Genomic DNA, 18,160 nt, shown 5'->3' on the forward strand with positions numbered 1-18,160 from the left:
CAACTTCCTTCCGTGCGGACCCCGTTGTCCGGCCAGAGGTTCCGTGTTCCACTGAATCTTTTCTGGCACATCGGTCACGGGTCACCCGCCCCCGGGCGGGAAGGCACTCCATGGGGGGTCCGTGTGTGAAGAACTGGGCTTCGAGAAACTCCTCGGCGAGGAGGGCTTCTTCGCCCGGCTGCTCGGACGGACGCCGTCCGGGACCGGCCGGGACCTGCTGTACGGCCCCGACCTGCCCGTGGTCCTGCTCACCGGCGGGCCGGGCATGGGCAAGGGCCGGCTGCTGCGCGCCGTACGGGACCGCTTCGCCGCCAAGGTGCCGGTGATCCACCTGGACTGCGCCTCACCGGTGTACGCGGACCGCGCGGACCCGGAACCCGGCGCCCGCTCCGCCACGACCGAGGCCCTGGTCGAGGTCGCCCGCCGGCTGAGCACCTGGCAGGGCACGGGCGGCTCGTTCGCCTTCCCCCGGCTCTTCCCCGGCCTCGCCATGATCGCGACCGGCGTCAGCGAGGGCACGCCCGAGGCGGTGGCGACCGAGGCCGAACGCTACGAGGGCCTGGCCCAGAAGCAGCGCCTGCGGGGCCTGGGCACCGGCGACTTCTGGCGGGGCGTGCTGCGCGGCGGCATCCGCAACCTGCTGATGACGCTGTACGGGCAGGCGCTCGACCCGTACTCGGCGGCCGTCAGCAACGCCCTGCTGGACGCCCTCTTCCAGGGCCTGGCCCCCCGGGGCAGGGCGGAACTGGCGCGGCTCTACGGCGCCTATCCCGGCGCGGCCGGCCAGCCCAGGATCGGGCTGCGCATCCTCGCCGCCGACTTCCGGGCCGGCGGCGAGGCACGGGACGTGGCGGAGAGCTTCCTCTTCCGGGCCCTGCGCGAGGACCTGGAGGCGGCGTACGCCTCGCCCTCGGGCTGGCTCCGCCGGGTCGGCCGCCCGGCGATCCTGCTGGACCACGCCGAGTCGCCCTTGGGCGAACGGCTGCTGCGGGCCGTCCTCACCGACCGCCGGGCCGGGCAGCGCGACCGCGTGGTGATCGTCGGCACGGCACGCCGTACGGACGGCGGCGCCTTCCTGCACGGCGGGCTGCCGTCCGCGGAGGTGGCGCCCCCGGCGGAGTACCGGCCGGCCGACGGCGCCCCGCCCGCCTGGTCCCGCCGTACGGACGAGGCCGCGGACCGGGCACCCCTCGCCGACGGCGTGGTCCTGCTGCGGATGCCGCTGCTCACCGGCGACCAGCTGCGCCGCGAGACCGTACGAAGACAGCAGCGCGCCGAGCCGGAGGGCGGCACGAACCGCCGCCGGATCGACGCCGCCGTGGCGCGGCTGAGCGGCGGCCGCCCGCACACGGTGATCCGGCTGTCCGCCGCCGCGGCCGCCTTCCGGATGCCGGAGGACGCCAACGACCGCGACATCCTGGACGCCCCGCTGAGGCTCCCCGGCGACGACACCCCCGAACGCCCCGTCGCGGACGTCCTGCTCCGCGAACTGATCCTGGACCAGTTACCCGTACGGCTCCCCACCGAGCACCGCGCCCAGTGGCTCGACCTCCTCACCCACCTCTCGGTGGCCCACGACACGGAATGCGCGGACGTCCTGCTCCGCCACCACCAGTCGGGCCACGTCCACCACCTGACCGCCCATCACGTGTCCCGGCTCCTCACCGACACCGGATGGCCCACCTGCGAACGCCACTTCATCGGCGACTTCGGCCTCCGCCAGCTCCTGGTGCACCGGCTCTACGGACTGCGCCCCGGCGGCGCCGCCTGGTACGCCGACCACCATCTGCTGCGCGACCACTACGCCGAGCGCGCGGTGGGGGAGGCGCAGGGCACCCAGGGCGACGGGGCGTTCCGCTCGCTCACCGCCCACCGGATGAACCATCACCTGGTGTCCGGCGGCGCGGACGACGTGGTCAGCCATCTCGCCGCCACCCTCCCCGGCCGCCCCGGCGCCTGGTGCGCGGACCTTCTGGAGATCGCCCAGGCCCCCTATCCGGGCGGGGCGGACGCCCGACGCGAGCGCGCCCAGGGCCTGGTGGGGGCGGACGGCCCGCCGCTGCGCCGCACGGTCGACCAGCTGCTGCACGCGGTGTGGCTGTGCGAGGAGCGCACCAGGCCGACCGGCAAGGAGACCGCCCGCACGCTGGCGAAGCTGCTGGACCTGCTCTCGATCATGGACTTCGAGGGCGCGGGCCGCCTCAGCAGGACGGCGACGGACTGGAGCGGCCTGGCGGAGAACGAGCAGCCCCTGCTGCGCTGCACCTGCACCGAACAGCTCCGGCGAAGGAGATGACGGCATGCCCAGATGGCGCAAGATCCTCTACGCGGTGTTGCTCGTAGGGGCGATCGTGGCGGGCGTCGCCCTCACCACCTCCCTCCTCGGCAGGCCGGACACCTGCGCAGACGGCGTCGAGCGGATCGAGGGCGAGTGCGTCGGCGTCAACGGCGAGGGCTACGACTTCGGCACCCCGGAGATCGCCGACGTCGCCCGGGCCATCGCCCGCGAGAACCAGCGGATCGCGAACCAGCCGCATGTCACGGTGGCGATGATGCTGCCGCTCCAGTCGGACCGCGAGGCCCTGCGCCGGCAGATGCGCAGCGACCTCCAGGGCGCCTACCTGGGCCAGCGCCAGGCCAACGAGGGCGAGGGCGAACCCCCGAGAATCCGCCTGGTCCTCGCCAACCCCGGTCAGGCCTACGGCCATCAGGCGAAGGTCGTCGACACCCTGCTCGGGATGGCCGCCTCCCCCGAGGACCGGCTGCGCGCGGTCACCGGCTTCAACCTGAGCCTCGCCGCCACCGAGGCGGCGGTGAAACGCCTGACGGAGAACAAGATCCCGGTCCTGGCGGCCAGAATCAGCGGCGACAGAATCGCGAACGAGGACCGGCCCGACGGCATGGCCGCCCTGAAGTTCCCCGGTCTGGCCCGCATCCTCCCCACCAACAACGACGCGGCCCAGGCCCTGGCCAACTTCAACGGCGAACGCGGCCGCCGCAACCTCAGAACGGTCCTGGTCTACGACAAACGCCCCGACGGCTACAACGAGTCCCTGGCCCGGGCGTTCAGCAGGATCGAGGAGAAGGGCCCGGCCGGCCCCGCCGCGATGTCCTTCGAGTCCCCGTCCATCGACGAGCCGGGCTCGACCGGCAACCAGTTCACCCAGACGGCCAACAACATCTGCGACTCCGAGGCCGACACGATCTACTTCGCGGGCCGCACGCTCCACCTGCGCATCTTCGCCCTCAAGCTCGCCCAGGTGGGCTGCGAGAACCGCCACTACACGATCGTCAGCGGCTCCGACGCGGCCTCGCTGCGCCAGGCCATGACGGAGAAGGACTGGGCCCGGCTCCGCGGCGAGGACGGCAGACCGAAGGTGACGGTGCAGTACGCGGCCCCCGCCCACCCGGACGCCTGGACCACGGAACTGACGAAGTGGACGAAGGCCTACACGGCGAAGCACGCCAAGAAGCCCCCCACCCAGGACCTCCCCCAGTACCTCACCGAACCGAAGGCGGCCCTGGACACCCTCAGGAACCAGATCACCGCCACCCGGCGCGAGGGCACGGCACTCGGCTCCACCCCGAACCTGGACGACTCCCGCACGATGCTCGTCTACGACGGCCTCATCACCATCGGCAAGGCCCTCCACCAGGCCCAACGAGGCGCCCCCGAGACCACCGCCCCCACCCGCGAGGACGTGGGCCGCCAGTGGTCCCTCCTCCAGTCCCGCCACCGAGTCCAGGCCACCAGCGGCCTGATCTGCCTCACCACGGGCGGCAACGCCTACGACAAACCGGCCGCCGTCGTCGAACTCGACCCGGGCCGAAAAGGCGAGGGCACCCTCAAATTCGTCGGCCTCGGCTGGCCGACGGGCAAGCCCCAGCCGAAGAACTGCGTGATCCCGAGCACGACGCCGTGAAGCGGTGGCCACCGAGGGAGAATGTAATTAGCCTTCACGGACTACGCTCCTTACAGACGTGCAGACGGAGGGCTTCCCGCATGACCACCTCGTTCATCCGCCCCGAACCGCCGTACTACGCAGTGATCATCACCACCCGTCCGGCCGCGGACCTCGAAGGCTACGAGGCGATGAGCGCGCGCATGGCCGAACTCGGCGAGGCGCAACCCGGTTACCTGGGCCGCGAGTCGCAGACGGGCGAGGACGGCAGAGACCTCGTAGTCATCTACTACGCCGACGAGGCCTCGATCACGGCCTGGAAGGCCCACCCCGAACACCTCCAGGCCCAACGGCTCGGACGGGAACGCTGGTACTCCTCGTACAGCGTGGAAGTCGCCCGCGTGGAGCGCGCCTACGCCTACGACCGCGACTGACGCCACACGCCGAAGGCCCCACCGCGAGCGGTGGGGCCCTTCGAGGGCACTTGGCCGATCAGGCCGTTCGCATCACTGGCCGCACGCGCATCCGGCGACCGCCGGGGCCTCCTCGGTCGCCTGACCGGTGCAGCAGGCGTCCCCGGCGGCGTCGGGATCGGCGCTCTTGCCGAGGTTGTCGGCGTCGGCCTTCACGACGTAGACCTCCCAGGGTTCCTTGCCGGGACCGTGGACCCACACCTTGTCCTGGAGGGCGTAGCAGCACGAGGTGTCGTTCTCCTCGAAGGTGGCCAGGCCGGCGTCCTTGAGCCGGGTGGTGGCGGCGTCGACCTGGTCGGTGGACTCGACCTCGACGCCGAGGTGGTCCAGGCGCGTTTCCTCGCCGGGCCGCCCCTCGATCAGGACGAGCTTGAGCGGGGGCTCCGTGATGGCGAAATTGGCGTAGCCCTCGCGAAGCTTGGCCGGTTCGGTGCCGAACAGCTTCGAGTAGAAGGTGATCGACGCTTCGAGGTCGCTGACGCGAAGGGCGAGCTGAGCGCGAGACATGGCACGACTCCCAACGGGTTGCATTGATGCCTGTCGATACAACATTGCGCCCTGAATCGAAGAGTGTCAACATAGAGAAATGTCGAATCAAGAGTTCGTGGTGCTGGGTCAGGACGATGCGGCCGACGGCTGTTGCCCGGCGCTGCTCACCACCCCCTTGGACGAGGGGCAGGCGGTGGAACTGGCCAAGGTGTTCAAGGCCTTGGGTGACCCGGTGCGGTTGCGTCTGCTGTCGATGATCGCGTCCCGTGCGGGCGGCGAGGTCTGTGTCTGTGACCTGACCCCGGCCTTCGACCTGTCCCAGCCGACGATCTCGCACCACCTGAAGCTGCTCCGGCAGGCTGGTCTGATCGACTGCGAGCGGCGTGGCACCTGGGTCTACTACTGGCTGGTCCCGGAGATGACCGACCGGCTCGCCGCGATCCTGACCCGTCCGGCGGGAGAACCGCTGCCCGAGCGGACGGCGCCTGCCGCGGCCGCCTCGTGAGCACTGCGGCCACCGAGGGGAACGTGGCGGGACGCTTGTCGTTCGTCGACCGCTACCTGGCTGTCTGGATCCTCGCGGCCATGGCCGTGGGGCTCGGCCTGGGGCGCCTGGTCCCGGGCCTGGGTGACGCGCTGGCCGAGGTGACGGTGACGGGCGTGTCCCTGCCGATCGCCCTGGGCTTGCTCGTGATGATGTACCCGGTGCTGGCCAAGGTCCGCTACGACCGCCTCGGCACCGTCACCCGCGACCGCCGCCTGTTGCTGCCGTCCCTGTTGTTGAACTGGGTCGTCGGCCCGGCGCTCATGTTCGCCCTGGCCTGGCTGTTCCTGCCGGACCTGCCCGCCTACCGCACGGGCCTGATCATCGTCGGCATCGCCCGCTGCATCGCCATGGTCGTCATCTGGAACGACCTGGCCTGCGGACACCGCGAAGCCGCCGCCGTCCTGGTCGCCCTGAATTCCGTCTTCCAGGTGATCGCCTTCTCGGCGCTGGGCTGGTTCTACCTCTCGGCCCTGCCCGGTCTGCTCGGTCTGGAACAGACCGGCCTGGATGTGCCGGTGTGGGAGATCGCCCGCAGCGTGCTCATCTTCCTCGGCATCCCGCTCGCGGCCGGCTACCTCACCCGCCGCATCGGCGAGAAGGCCAAGGGCCGCACCTGGTACGAAGCCGAACTCATCCCGCGCATCGGCCCCTTCGCCCTCTACGGCCTGCTCTTCACCATCGTCATCCTCTTCGCCCTGCAAGGCGACGCGATCACCTCACAGCCGCTGGACGTCGCCCGCATCGCCCTGCCGCTGCTGGTCTACTTCGCCGTCATGTGGGCCGGGTCCATGGCCCTGGGCCGCGCTGTCGGTCTGGACCACTCGCGCGCCACGACGCTGGCCTTCACCGCTGCGGGCAACAACTTCGAACTGGCCATCGCCGTCGCCATCGCCACCTTCGGAGCCACCTCCGGCCAGGCACTCGCAGGCGTCGTGGGCCCCCTCATCGAAGTGCCCGCACTCATCGGCTTGGTGTACGTCGCCCTGTACGCACGCCGCTACTTCACCGCCCCAGCCGCCGCCACCGCACCCCAGGAACCCGCAGCCCATGCCTGACACAACCACCCCGTCCGTTCTGTTCGTCTGCGTCCACAACGCCGGACGCTCACAAATGGCCGCCGCCTTCCTCACCCACCTCGCAGGCGACCGCGTCCAGGTCCGCTCCGCAGGCTCCGCCCCCGCCGACACCGTCAACCCGGCCGTCGTCGAGGCCATGGCGGAGGCGGGCATCGACATCACCGCCGAGGTCCCCAAGGTGCTCACGGCGGAAGCGGTCCAGGCGTCCGACATTGTCATCACCATGGGCTGCGGGGACACCTGCCCCGTCTTCCCCGGCAAGCGCTACCTCGACTGGCAACTCCCCGACCCCGCCGGCCAGGGCGTGGCAGCGGTCCGCCCGATCCGCGACCACATCGAGAAACTCATCCGCAGCCTGGTCGCCGAGATCGCTCCGACGAACTGACCACGGGCACTCAGCCGCTCAGCCCGGTCCTTGAGACCGACCGGGACGGACAACGCCGAAGGGCCCCACCGCGAACGGTGGGGCCCTTCGACATCGTGCCCGGTGAGGCACTGGCGGAGGATACGAGATTCGAACTCGTGAGGGGTTGCCCCCAACACGCTTTCCAAGCGTGCGCCCTAGGCCTCTAGGCGAATCCTCCGTCGAAGACATTACATGACTGGGAGGAGTGCTCGCGAACTCGTTCCCTGCCCCTGACATCAGGTAGCCTTGGCGCAGCCCCTCACGCGGCGCTATCTGACTGAACTCCCCCAGGGCCGGAAGGCAGCAAGGGTAGGTTGGCTCTGGCGGGTGCGTGGGGGGCGTTTGCGTTCCCGGGTTCCCGGGGCGGGGCTCGTTGTCAGTGGGCGCCTATAACCTCGTATGCGTGTCGTCTCTCGCTCTGTACCGCCGCTATCGCCCGGAGACCTTCGCCGAGGTCATCGGGCAGCAGCACGTCACCGACCCGTTGCAGCAGGCGCTGCGCAACAACCGGGTCAACCACGCGTACCTGTTCAGCGGGCCGCGCGGCTGTGGCAAGACGACCAGTGCGCGGATCCTGGCGCGCTGCCTGAACTGCGAGCAGGGCCCGACGCCCACGCCGTGTGGTGAGTGCCACTCGTGTCAGGACCTCGCCCGCAACGGCCCCGGTTCCATCGACGTCATCGAGATCGACGCCGCGTCGCACGGTGGCGTGGACGACGCCCGTGACCTGCGCGAAAAGGCCTTCTTTGGACCCGCACGCAGCCGCTACAAGATCTACATCATCGACGAGGCCCACATGGTCACGTCGGCCGGTTTCAACGCGCTGCTGAAGGTCGTCGAGGAGCCCCCGGAGCATCTCAAGTTCATCTTCGCGACCACCGAGCCCGAGAAGGTCATCGGGACGATCCGCTCGCGGACCCATCACTACCCCTTCCGGCTCGTGCCCCCCGGGACCCTGCGGGACTACCTCGCCGAGGTGTGCCAGAAGGAGACCATCCCGGTCGACGACGGTGTCCTCCCGCTCGTCGTGCGGGCCGGTGCCGGTTCCGTGCGTGACTCCATGTCCGTCATGGACCAGCTCCTCGCCGGCGCCGCGGCGGACGGTGTGACGTATGCCATGGCGACCGCCCTGCTGGGGTACACCGACGGCTCCCTCCTCGACTCCGTCGTCGAGGCCTTCGCCACCGGCGACGGGGCCGCGGCCTTCGAGGTCGTCGACCATGTGATCGAGGGCGGGAACGATCCGCGTCGCTTCGTCACCGACCTGCTGGAGCGGCTGCGCGACTTGGTGATCCTCGCCGCCGTTCCCGACGCGGTGGAGAAGGGGCTCATCGACGCCCCCGCCGACGTCGTCGAGCGCATGCAGGCCCAAGCCGGCACCTTCGGCCCCGCCGAGCTGAGCCGCGCCGCCGACCTCGTCAACGAGGGACTGACGGAGATGCGCGGCGCCAACTCGCCCCGTCTCCAGCTCGAGCTGATCTGCGCCCGCGTCCTGCTCCCCGCCGCCTACGGCGACGAGCGGTCCGTCATGGCCCGCCTGGACCGCATCGAGCGCGGCGTGAACTTCTCCGCGGCACCCGCCGGCATGCCCGCCATGGGCTACGTGCCCGGGCCCGAGGGACATGGGGGAGCGGCGGCAGCGCCGGCAGCGGCCGCCCCGGTCCCGCCCGGCGGCGGCCCGGCCGCGGCCCGCGCGGCCGTACGGGCCTCCGGAGCACCGGCGAGTGGGAGCGGGAGCGCCGCCGCCACTGGTAGCGGTATCGGCAGTGGTGGCGGCAACGGTGGCGCTGATACGGCGGCTGCGGCCGGGTACGTCCCCGACGCTCCCGGTACCCCGGGCTCCTCCGGCGGCCCCGCCGAGCAGGCCCCGGCAGCGCCCAGCCCCGCCTCCAGCGGGCACGCCCAGCCACCCCAGCCTCCGGCCCCGGAGCCCTCCCAGACGCCCCCGGCGCCCACGCCCCCCGCACCCACAACGCCCGCCGCCCCCGCCCCCGGCGCCTGGCCCACCGCCGCCTCCGCCGGCAGCGGCGGCCGTCGCCCCGGCGGCTGGCCCACGGCCGCCTCGGGCGCGGCAGGCCCCGCGGTGGGGAACGCCCCGGCAGCGAACACCCCCGCGCCGAGCGCACCCGCCCCCAGCACCCCACCGGCACCCTCCCCGGCCCCCTCGACCCCCGCTCCGGCCGTCCCCGCCCCTGCCTCCGCTCAAGCGGCCGGCGGCATCGACCCCCGCATGCTCTGGCCGAACATCCTGGAGGCCGTCAAGAACCGCCGTCGCTTCACCTGGATCCTGCTCAGCCAGAACGCCCAGGTGGCCGGCTTCGACGGCACGACCCTCCAACTCGGCTTCGTCAACGCGGGCGCGCGGGACAACTTCCTGAGCAGCGGCAGCGAGGACGTGCTGCGGCAGGCGCTGGGCGAGCAGTTCAACGTCCAGTGGAAGATCGAGGCGATCGTCGACCCCTCCGGGGGATCCGCGCCCCCGGCCCCGGGCGGCCCCTCCGGCTTCGGAGGAGGCAACGGCGGCCAGGGCGGCGGCTCCGGCGGCAGCGCCAGTGGCTACGGCGGCGGCAGCTACAACTCCGGCGGTGGCGGCTACAACGCCGGAGGCGGCAGCGGCGGCAGTAGCGGCAGCGGCGGTACGGCAACCGCCCAGCGCCCCGCTTCCTCCCAGTCGACGGCCCCGTCCACCTCGGCCCAGCAGTCGGGCACCTCCGCCCCCACCCACTCCACCTCCGCCCCCGCGTCTTCCACCCCCGCGCCCCAGCCCGCCGCCCCGAAGCCGCGGTCCGTATCCGTCGAGGACGACATCCCCGAGGACGACGACCCCGACCTCGACGAGTCGGCCCTCTCCGGCCAGGACCTCATCGTCCGGGAGCTGGGCGCAACGGTGGTGGACGAGTTCACGAACGAGCCCTAGCCGGCCGTACGAGCCCAGCCCCCGGCCAGTGCCGCGTCCCCGCCTCGGAGGAACCTCCAACCCAACACCCCCACCCCCTTCGGAAGCCCGCACAAAGGAAACCCGGCGCTTCCCGTTAGGCTGACCCCCGTGAAGGTCCTCGTCATCGGCACCGGCGCCCGCGAACACGCCCTGTGTCACTCGCTGTCCCTCGACCCCGACGTCACCGCGCTGCACTGCGCCCCCGGCAACGCCGGCATCGCCGAGGTCGCCGAGCTGCACCCGGTCGACGCCCTGGACGGCGCCGCCGTCACCGCGCTGGCCACCCGGCTCGGCGCGGAGCTCGTGGTCGTCGGACCGGAGGCGCCGCTCGTCGCCGGTGTCGCCGACGCCGTGCGCGAGGCGGGCATCCCGGTCTTCGGCCCGTCCGGCCCGGCCGCGCAGCTCGAGGGCTCCAAGGCCTTCGCGAAGGACGTCATGGCGGCGGCCGAGGTGCCCACGGCACGCTCGTACGTCTGCACGACGGAGGACGAGGTCGACGCGGCCCTCGACGCCTTCGGCGCCCCGTACGTCGTCAAGGACGACGGGCTCGCCGCCGGCAAGGGCGTCGTCGTCACCGACTTCATCGAAACCGCCAAGGCGCATGCCGCGGCCTGCGAGCGCGTGGTCATCGAGGAGTTCCTCGACGGCCCCGAGGTCTCCCTGTTCGCCGTCACCGACGGCGAGACGGTCGTGCCGCTCCAGCCGGCCCAGGACTTCAAGCGCGCGCTGGACGGCGACGAGGGGCCGAACACGGGCGGCATGGGGGCGTACTCCCCGCTGCCGTGGGCCGACCCGAAGCTGGTCGACGAGGTGCTGCAGACGGTCCTGCAGCCGACCGTGGACGAGATGAAGCGCCGCGGCACGCCGTTCTCCGGCCTGCTCTACGCCGGTCTCGCGATCACCTCCCGCGGTGTCCGCGTGATCGAGTTCAACGCCCGCTTCGGCGACCCGGAGACCCAGGTCGTCCTGGCCCGTCTGAAGACGCCTCTGGCCGGCCTGCTGATGGCCGCCGCCACCGGCAACCTCGCCCACCTTGAGCCGCTGCGCTGGAGCGACGAGGCGGCCGTGACCGTGGTCATCGCCTCGCACAACTACCCCGGCACCCCGCGCACCGGCGACCCGATCACCGGCCTCGACGAGGTCGCCGCCCAGGACGCCCCGCACGCGTACGTCCTGCACGCCGGTACCAAGAGCGACGGTGACGCGATCGTCAGCGCCGGCGGCCGCGTCCTGTCCGTCACGGCCACCGGCAAGGACCTCGCCGAGGCCCGCGACCGCGCCTACACGGCGGTCGGCCGCGTCAACCTCGACGGCTCCCAGCACCGCACGGACATCGCTGCGAAGGCGGCAGGCGCGTAGCACCGCCGATGAACCTCACAGGCCCCGAATCCGTCTCAGGATCCGGGGCCTGAAGTTTTCGGTAGGTGAGGGCCTGACCCTCGCTTTCCGTCATCCACCTCTCCCCAAAGCCATTCCATCGAGTGACCGATGCCCTATCCGGCTGACGGGGGGCTGAGCCCCAACTAGGGTGCGGCGCAAGCGTTCCGGCACTTGGCCCACCGGCATTGCGATGTCAGTGGCGGGTGCCACAGTGGGGGAGTGAGCAAGGAAAGCGTCAGGTCAACGGGGAGGGGGTGAGGTCGGTCGTGACCGGTATGGGTGTGGAGGCAGGCGCGCAGATCGCGCGGGCACGGGCTCTGGTCGTGCTGCGCATCCGCAGCCGCGCGCTGGCCGTCGCCCTGTTGCCCGCGGCCGTCGCCGTGATCCTGCTCGCGGGGTCGTTCTCCGGCCGTCTCGTCGGCCCCGGCTGGGACGCCGCCCGCTGGGTCCTGACGCCGGTCGCCGTCCTGGTGCTGCTCGCCGCCGCCGGGATCGCCCTGGTCGTCGCCCGGGCCCGTCCGGCCATGAGCCCGACCGTCCCGATCGCCGAGGAGGCGGCTCCCGATCTGTACCGGATGGTGCGCGACCTGGCCGACCGCCTCGAGGTCCCGGCCCCCTCCGCGATAGCGCTCACACCGGACTGCGACAGCTGGCTGGAGGACCGTACGCATCCGGCCCACGGCCCGCCCCCGGTCGAGGAGCACGACGACATAGCGGGCGCGGGGAAGCAGGCGCACCGTCGGCACCCGGTCGCGCCGGTCCTCGTCATCGGCTCTCCCTTCCTGTGGTGGATGCGGGTCGGCGAGCTGCGGGCGGTCCTCGCCCCGGTCGTCGCCGGTACGGGCCCCTCCGCCCACCCGGACATAGCCGCGGCCCGGCGCTTCGTCCGGGGCCTCGACGCCGCGGTGGCCGTGACCTCGGCGCCCCGCCGCGACCCGGTGTCGCGAGCCGTGCTGGCCGGCGTCGGCTGGGTGGCCCGGTTGCTGCTGCGCAGTTGCCGCCTTCCCGCCGCCGAGCTGGAGCGGGGCGTGGCGGCCGCGGCCGCGGAGCGTGCACAGGCTGTGGATTACGGGCTGCGGATCGTCGCCCAGGAGCAGGTGGGCCTGGCGTACGCGGGCTGGGACCGGCTGCTGACCCGCGTCGCGCTGCCCGCCTGGCGGATGGGCCGCTGGCCGTCCCGGCTGGACGCCGGTGTGGTGGCGGCGCTCACGGAGCTGTCCCGGCGCGACCGCCTGGCCGAGGGCTTCGCGTCCCGGCTCGGGGAGCGGCCCGCCTGCGATCTGCTCGAGGAGCCGGGCGCGGTCGACGAGTCCGCCTCCCTGCTCGCCGCCCGCCTCTTCCACGGCGGACCGGCCGGACCCGGCCCTGACTGGGCGCCGGTGGACTGGAGCGAGTATCCGGAGGAGGTCGTGGACCGCAGGTGGCGCATCGACGCGGCCCGGCTCCACCGCGTCCTGGACGCGATGGGCGTCCGTCCCGCCACCGGCCCCGCCGCCCCCGCCACCGGCAGCCCGACCCTGTCCCGCGTCCTGGACCACCTGACGGACCCGGCCGGCGAAGCCTCCCCGCCCCCCAGAAGCACCGCCCCGACCGGCGAAGCGCCCTTCCCCACCAGAACCCCGGAATCAGCCCCTCCCCCCAGCGACAGCGAAGACGCGTACGAGGACGAAGAAGACCTCTCCGGCACCACCCCCCGCAGCGCGGCCCTGGCCGCCCGCCTCAGCGCCGAGCTGGCCCGCGAAGAGGCCGCCGCGGCACCCCGCCCGTCGACCGGCGGCTCACCGGCCGGCGGCAGCTCCCCCGCCGCCCCGGACCCCCTCGCCCTCTGGGACGACCGAGCCCTGCCCCTCTTCCCCCTCCAGCCCCCGCGCACGGCCCGTGAACTGCTCGCGGACCACCTCACGGCGATGATCTGCTGCGCCGCGATGGACACCGCCGGAGCGACGCCCGGCCTGGACTGGCTGGACGGCCCCACGCTCCTTCACAACGGCGAGCGGACCGCCGATCTCGCGCCCAAAATCCTCACCCTGATCGAGGAGGGCGACCCCACGCCCCTGCGCGCCTGGCTGGCCGAGCTGGGGATACGCCCGGAGAAGCCGGTCCGGCTCGTCTGACCCGCCGGAGCACCCGCTTCCACTTCTGGCCAATTCGAAACGAACAGTGACGAAGTGCGCGCGTTATGTGATGTGCTTGGACCGTTCGCGCACATGGCAAGAGCTGACGACATACGACAAGCACATAAGCGCGACGGCGCCACACGGGGACGTACTCACCGCACAGACCACACGCACCACACCAGTACGCACCACCACGGGGGCGAAGGGGAGGGGAAGCAGCCATGGCTTCGGAGCAGATCCGCCGCTGGGAGTCGGGAGCGCTGGCGCACGCCGTGACGGATCCCTTCGGACAGGGCCCCGTTCCGTGGCTGCGCGGCACGGTGACGTACTTCGACGACACCGGCCAGGTCGTCCCCTGGTACGTGGACCAGGACGCGCCCCACGCCCCGAGGAAATCCACCCGCTCCAACGGCCCCCGCGCCGCCGACGACGTCAACCGCCAGATCAAGGGCTTCACCTCCACCGGCGCGGTCGCCCCCGGCGACGCCATCGACTTCCACATCACGGTCGACCCGCCCCAGGAGTTCGGCGTCGACATCTACCGCATCGGCCACTACGGCGGTGACGGCGCCGCCAAGATCACCACCAGCCCGCGACTTTCCGGCATCGTCCAGCCCGCCCCGCTCACCGCGGACCGTACGATCTCGTGCCACCACTGGTGGCTCTCCTGGCGGCTCCAGGTCCCGTCGTACTGGAACATCGGCGCGTACGTCGCCGTCCTCACCACCGCCGGCGGCTACCGCTCCCACGTCCCGTTCACGGTCCGCCACGACCAGCCCGCCGATCTGCTCCTCGTCCTGCCCGACATCACCTGGCAGGCGTACAACCTCTACCCGGAGGACGGCCGCACCGGCGCCAGCCTGTACCACGCCTGGGACGAGGAGGGCCGGCTGCTGGGCGAGTCGGAGGCGGCCACGACGGTCTCCTTCGACCGTCCGTACGCGGGCGCGGGCCTTCCCCTCCACGTCGGCCACGCCTACGACTTCATCCGCTGGGCCGAGCGCTACGGCTACGACATCGCCTACGCCACGGCGAGCGACCTGCACGCGGGCCGCGTCGACCCCACCCACTACCGCGGCCTGGTCTTCCCGGGCCACGACGAGTACTGGTCGGCCGCCATGCGCGCCGGTGTGGAGCTCGCCCGCGACGCCGGCACCTCGCTCGTCTTCCTTTCCGCCAACTCCATGTACTGGCAGGTGGAACTGGGCCCCTCCCCGTCCGGAGTCCCCGACCGCCTGCTGACCTGCCGCAAACGCAGGGGCCCGGGGAAGCCGGTGCTGTGGCGGGAGATCGACCGGGCGGAGCAGCAGCTCATCGGCATCCAGTACGCGGGGCACGTCCCCGAGCCGGGGCCCCTGATCGTGCGCAACGCCGATCACTGGCTGTGGGAGGCCTCCGGCGCGCACGAGGGCGACGAGATCGAGGGCCTGGTCGCGGGCGAGGCCGACCGCTACTTCCCGCGCACCCCGCTGCCCGACCACGAGGAGCGCATCCTGCTCGCGCACTCCCCGTACACCGACAAGGAAGGCGCCCGGCGCCACCAGGAGACGTCCCTCTACCGCGCTCCCTCCGGCGCCTGGGTCTTCGCATCCGGGACGTTCGCCTGGACCCCGGCCCTGGACCGCCCCGACCACGTCGACCCGCGCATCCAGCGCGCCACCGCAAATCTTCTGGACCGCATCTGCAAACGCGACTGACCCACTGTCCGTGATCACCCGTGCATACGGGAGAATCAAGCCATTGGACAGAACCACGGGGAGGAACCGTGTCCGGATTCGTAGAAAAGCCCGAGCCGATTCAGGTTCCGGGCCTGGTGCACCTGCACACCGGCAAGGTGCGCGAGCTGTACCGCAACGAGGCGGGCGACCTCGTGATGGTCGCCAGCGACCGCATCTCCGCGTACGACTGGGTGCTGCCGACCGAGATCCCCGACAAGGGCCGGGTCCTCACCCAGCTCTCCCTGTGGTGGTTCGACCAGCTCGCCGACCTGGCCCCGAACCACGTCCTGAGCACCGAACTGCCCGCGGGCGCCCCCGCCGACTGGGCGGGCCGCACGCTGGTCTGCAAGTCCCTGCAGATGGTTCCCGTGGAGTGCGTGGCCCGCGGCTACCTCACCGGCTCGGGCCTGGTCGAGTACAAGGAGTCCCGCACGGTCTGCGGCCTTGCCCTCCCCGAGGGCCTGGTCGACGGCAGCGAACTGCCCGCGCCGATCTTCACCCCGGCCACCAAGGCCGCCGTCGGCGAGCACGACGAGAACGTCTCCTACGAGGAGGTCGCCCGCCAGGTCGGCGCGGACACCGCGGCCCGGCTGCGCCAGGCGACCCTGGCCGTCTACGCCCGGGGCCGGGACATCGCCCGGGAGCGGGGCATCATCCTCGCGGACACGAAGTTCGAGTTCGGCTTCGACGGCGACGACCTGGTCCTCGCGGACGAGGTCCTCACCGCGGACTCCTCCCGTTTCTGGCCGGCCGACCAGTGGGAGCCGGGCCGCGCGCAGCCGTCCTACGACAAGCAGTTCGTCCGCGACTGGCTGACCTCGGCGGAGTCCGGCTGGGACAGGAAGAGCGAGCAGCCCCCGCCGGCGCTGCCGCAGCAGGTCGTCGACGCCACCCGCGCCAAGTACGTGGAGGCGTACGAGCGCCTGACGGGCCTGACCTGGGCGTAACGCGAAAGGCCCCCGGAGAACCGGGGGCCTTTCGAAATGGAGCGAACGACGAGGTTCGAACTCGCGACCTCAACCTTGGCAAGGTTGCGCTCTACCAACTGAGCTACGTTCGCATGCGCCGTGGCGCGGGAACCACTATACCCAACCTCGCTCCCGTGCGAGCCGCACCGCCGCATGCCGGTTCTCCGCCCCGAGCTTCGACACCGCAGAGGACAGATAGTTCCGTACGGTCCCCTGCGACAGCGCGGCCCGCTCGGCGATCTCCGCCACGGGCGCTCCGTCGGCGGCGAGTTCCAGCACCTCCGCCTCCCGCGCGGTCAGCGGCGAGTCCCCGGCGGCGATCGCGTCGGCGGCCAACTCCGGGTCGACGTAACGGTTCCCGGCGTGCACCGTACGAATGAGCTCCGCGAGCCGCTGCGCACTCACGGTCTTCGGCACGAACCCCCGCACCCCGGCCTCCAGCGCCCGCTTCAGATGCCCGGGCCGCCCGTGACTGGTGACGATGAGGACCTTGCAGCCGGGCAGTTCGGAGCGCAGGGATGTGGCGACCTTCACACCGTCGGCGCCGGGCATCTGAAGATCCAGCACCGCGACATCGGGCTCATGCGCCCGGGCCATCGCCAGCGCCTCCGGCCCGGTGGCCGCCTCGGCGACGACCATGAGGTCCTCCTCCAACGACAGCAACGCGGCGAGCGCCCCACGGATGAGGTGCTCGTCGTCGGCGAGCAGGAGCCGTACGGGCTCTACGGCCGTCATGGGGTGACCTCGCTCACGGGTCGCGCGGCGGCGACGGACGCGGGGCCGGAGCGGGCGGCGGAGCCGGAAGGGCCGGCCGCCGACGGCAGCGGAATCTCCGCCGTCAGCCGGAACAGCCCCCGCCCCGCGGGTCCGGCCTGCAACGTCCCGTCGATCTCCGCCAGCCGCTCCCGCAACCCGGCAATCCCCGATCCGGAAGAGCCGGAAGGGCCGGAAGAACCGGAAGGGCCGGAAGAGCCGGAAGAGCCGACAGACCCGGCCGCCCCGGCCCCGGCCCCCGCCTCGCTCTCCACCCTGTCGCTCTCCGCCCCGTCGCTCTCCGCCCCGTCGCTCTCCACCCCGTCGTTCTCCACCGACAACACCACGCGCCCCTCCCGCACCCACAACCGCACCGCACACCGCCGCGCGTCCCCGTGCCGCAGGACATTCGTCGCGGCCTCCCGCACCACCCACCCCAGGGCGGACTGCACCGCGACCGGCAGCCCGGCCGCCGTCGCCCCGCTCACCGTGCAGTCGATGCCGGCCGCGGCCAGCACCCCTTGCGCCCCGGCGAGTTCCACAGTGAGGTCGGCCTCGCGGTAGCCGCGGACGACCTCCCGCACCTCCCGCTGCGACTCGTGCGCGAGCCGCTGCACCTCGACCATCTGGGCCACGGCCTCCGGCCGCCCGCGCTGGGCCAGTTGCACGGCCAGTTCGCTCTTGAGCGCGATCACGGCGAGGTTCCGCCCCATGACGTCGTGCAGATCACGCCCGAACCGGAGCCGCTCCTCGGCGACGGCGAGCCGGGCCCGGGTCTCGCGGGCCTCGTCGAGTCGGTAGACGATGTCGAGCAGCCACACGGAGACGACGGCCGTGAAGGCGAGCACCCCGCCGGCGAGCAACGCCACCACCGCCGTGAAGAGCGAGGCGCCCAGCGAGGCGCCCCGGGTGAAAGCGACGAGCCAGGAGATCGTCGCGAAGCCCGCGACGATCGCGAACACCTGCCGCCGCTCGCGGACGCCGAGGGCGATGGTGCCGATCCCGATGATGCCGACGATGCCGAGGACCCCGCTCGCGGCGGTGTCCACGCTCTCGCCGCGCGGCCCGTGGTCGGCGACGCCGATCGCGACGGCGCAGACCGCGGCGGTCACGGCGGCCAGCGCCCACAGCAGCCGGACGGGCTGCGGCCGCCTGCCGCGCGTCCAGTCCAGCGACCGCGACACGGTGACCATGCAGACCGCGGCGTGCACAGCCGACATGAGCAGCAGCCCGGCCCCGAGCCACATCCCCAGCGGGACCACCGCCATGAGCCCGACCATGACGAACTCGGTCACCGCGAAGGACTGGAACGACCACCGCGTGTACGTCTCGACCTTCTCCGGCGTGGTCTGCCGCCGCCACCACCCACCCGGCCCCCGCATCAGCCCGTCCC

Annotated in this window: 14 protein-coding genes, 2 tRNA genes and 1 other RNA gene; 12 read left to right on the top strand and 5 right to left on the bottom strand. The window is 72.3% G+C overall.

Translation table 11 applies throughout. The features are described from left to right. Window positions 1-121: 121 nt before the first annotated feature. From NNW99_RS19660 to NNW99_RS19670, 3 genes are all read left to right on the top strand, one after another. Window positions 122-2,296: a hypothetical protein gene (locus tag NNW99_RS19660; RefSeq protein WP_215120438.1), complete on the top strand. Its 2,175-nt coding sequence runs from the start codon at window positions 122-124 to the stop codon at window positions 2,294-2,296. Window positions 2,297-2,300: 4 nt separating this feature from the next. Continuing rightward, window positions 2,301-3,923: an amino acid ABC transporter substrate-binding protein gene (locus NNW99_RS19665; protein ID WP_215120439.1), complete on the top strand. Its 1,623-nt coding sequence runs from the start codon at window positions 2,301-2,303 to the stop codon at window positions 3,921-3,923. Between the two features lie 80 nt (window positions 3,924-4,003). After that, window positions 4,004-4,336 carry an antibiotic biosynthesis monooxygenase gene (locus NNW99_RS19670; RefSeq protein WP_215120440.1) on the top strand — a complete coding sequence of 111 codons (333 nt, stop codon included), beginning with the start codon at window positions 4,004-4,006 and terminating at the stop codon, window positions 4,334-4,336. Between the two features lie 72 nt (window positions 4,337-4,408). On the opposite strand, the gene NNW99_RS19675 is transcribed toward NNW99_RS19670, so the two are convergent. Then, a complete protein-coding gene (locus NNW99_RS19675; protein WP_215120441.1) occupies window positions 4,409-4,882 on the bottom strand; it encodes an ArsI/CadI family heavy metal resistance metalloenzyme in 474 nt (157 codons plus the stop codon). A 79-nt stretch (window positions 4,883-4,961) separates the two neighbouring features. Between NNW99_RS19675 and NNW99_RS19680 the strand changes: the two genes are divergently transcribed. Genes NNW99_RS19680 through NNW99_RS19690 form a run of 3 tightly spaced genes read left to right on the top strand, consistent with a single transcriptional unit; the run spans window position 4,962 to window position 6,872 of the window. Next, window positions 4,962-5,369, top strand: coding sequence for a helix-turn-helix transcriptional regulator (locus tag NNW99_RS19680; protein WP_215120442.1), 408 nt, complete (start codon window positions 4,962-4,964; stop codon window positions 5,367-5,369). Between the two features lie 23 nt (window positions 5,370-5,392). Continuing rightward, window positions 5,393-6,466: an ACR3 family arsenite efflux transporter gene (gene arsB / locus NNW99_RS19685; RefSeq protein ID WP_255961293.1), complete on the top strand. Its 1,074-nt coding sequence runs from the start codon at window positions 5,393-5,395 to the stop codon at window positions 6,464-6,466. After that, the gene (locus tag NNW99_RS19690; RefSeq protein ID WP_215120444.1) at window positions 6,459-6,872 is read left to right on the top strand and encodes an arsenate reductase ArsC; all 414 of its coding nucleotides are present in this window, start codon (window positions 6,459-6,461) and stop codon (window positions 6,870-6,872) included. Before arsB ends, NNW99_RS19690 begins: the two co-directional genes overlap by 8 nt. Window positions 6,873-6,983: 111 nt before the next feature. Here the strand turns inward: NNW99_RS19690 and NNW99_RS19695 are convergent. Further along, a tRNA-Ser gene (locus tag NNW99_RS19695) sits at window positions 6,984-7,071 on the bottom strand. 72 nt (window positions 7,072-7,143) lie between these two features. Here NNW99_RS19695 and ffs point away from each other — a divergent pair. From ffs to NNW99_RS19725, 6 genes are all read left to right on the top strand, one after another. Continuing rightward, an RNA gene (gene ffs, locus NNW99_RS19700) (signal recognition particle sRNA small type) lies at window positions 7,144-7,242 on the top strand. A 54-nt stretch (window positions 7,243-7,296) separates the two neighbouring features. Then, on the top strand, window positions 7,297-9,810 hold the full coding sequence (locus NNW99_RS19705; RefSeq protein WP_215120445.1) for a DNA polymerase III subunit gamma and tau: 2,514 nt from the start codon (window positions 7,297-7,299) through the stop codon (window positions 9,808-9,810). 129 nt (window positions 9,811-9,939) lie between these two features. After that, window positions 9,940-11,190, top strand: coding sequence for a phosphoribosylamine--glycine ligase (purD, locus tag NNW99_RS19710; protein ID WP_215120446.1), 1,251 nt, complete (start codon window positions 9,940-9,942; stop codon window positions 11,188-11,190). A 296-nt stretch (window positions 11,191-11,486) separates the two neighbouring features. Further along, complete coding sequence (locus tag NNW99_RS19715) at window positions 11,487-13,325, top strand: hypothetical protein (protein ID WP_215124362.1); 1,839 nt, start codon at window positions 11,487-11,489, stop codon at window positions 13,323-13,325. A gap of 224 nt (window positions 13,326-13,549) precedes the next feature. Further along, the gene (locus NNW99_RS19720) at window positions 13,550-15,025 is read left to right on the top strand and encodes a N,N-dimethylformamidase beta subunit family domain-containing protein (protein ID WP_215120447.1); all 1,476 of its coding nucleotides are present in this window, start codon (window positions 13,550-13,552) and stop codon (window positions 15,023-15,025) included. A 68-nt stretch (window positions 15,026-15,093) separates the two neighbouring features. Continuing rightward, window positions 15,094-15,993, top strand: coding sequence for a phosphoribosylaminoimidazolesuccinocarboxamide synthase (locus NNW99_RS19725; protein WP_215120448.1), 900 nt, complete (start codon window positions 15,094-15,096; stop codon window positions 15,991-15,993). Window positions 15,994-16,030: 37 nt separating this feature from the next. Here the strand turns inward: NNW99_RS19725 and NNW99_RS19730 are convergent. The 3 genes from NNW99_RS19730 to NNW99_RS19740 all read right to left on the bottom strand — a co-directional run bounded on the left by NNW99_RS19730 (window position 16,031) and on the right by NNW99_RS19740 (window position 18,149). Next, a tRNA-Gly gene (locus tag NNW99_RS19730) sits at window positions 16,031-16,106 on the bottom strand. Between the two features lie 22 nt (window positions 16,107-16,128). After that, window positions 16,129-16,749, bottom strand: coding sequence for a response regulator transcription factor (locus tag NNW99_RS19735; RefSeq protein WP_215120449.1), 621 nt, complete (start codon window positions 16,747-16,749; stop codon window positions 16,129-16,131). Continuing rightward, entirely contained in the window at window positions 16,746-18,149 is a 1,404-nt protein-coding gene (locus NNW99_RS19740; RefSeq protein WP_215120450.1) for a sensor histidine kinase, read from the bottom strand. Before NNW99_RS19740 ends, NNW99_RS19735 begins: the two co-directional genes overlap by 4 nt. Window positions 18,150-18,160: the final 11 nt, after the last annotated feature.

It is taken from the genome of Streptomyces sp. CRCS-T-1 (genome assembly GCF_024442335.1).
Lineage (GTDB): Bacteria > Actinomycetota > Actinomycetes > Streptomycetales > Streptomycetaceae > Streptomyces > Streptomyces koelreuteriae.

Bases quoted from the DNA above. Each gene is read 5' to 3' on its own strand.
- NNW99_RS19740 (WP_215120450.1), bottom strand. From the start codon at position 18,149: ATGCGGGGGCCGGGTGGGTGGTGGCGGCGGCAGACCACGCCGGAGAAG.
- NNW99_RS19690 (WP_215120444.1), top strand. From the start codon at position 6,459: ATGCCTGACACAACCACCCCGTCCGTTCTGTTCGTCTGCGTCCACAAC.
- NNW99_RS19675 (WP_215120441.1), bottom strand. From the start codon at position 4,882: ATGTCTCGCGCTCAGCTCGCCCTTCGCGTCAGCGACCTCGAAGCGTCG.
- NNW99_RS19680 (WP_215120442.1), top strand. From the start codon at position 4,962: ATGTCGAATCAAGAGTTCGTGGTGCTGGGTCAGGACGATGCGGCCGAC.
- NNW99_RS19670 (WP_215120440.1), top strand. From the start codon at position 4,004: ATGACCACCTCGTTCATCCGCCCCGAACCGCCGTACTACGCAGTGATC.
- NNW99_RS19720 (WP_215120447.1), top strand. From the start codon at position 13,550: ATGGCTTCGGAGCAGATCCGCCGCTGGGAGTCGGGAGCGCTGGCGCAC.
- NNW99_RS19735 (WP_215120449.1), bottom strand. From the start codon at position 16,749: ATGACGGCCGTAGAGCCCGTACGGCTCCTGCTCGCCGACGACGAGCAC.
- NNW99_RS19665 (WP_215120439.1), top strand. From the start codon at position 2,301: ATGCCCAGATGGCGCAAGATCCTCTACGCGGTGTTGCTCGTAGGGGCG.
- NNW99_RS19715 (WP_215124362.1), top strand. From the start codon at position 11,487: ATGGGTGTGGAGGCAGGCGCGCAGATCGCGCGGGCACGGGCTCTGGTC.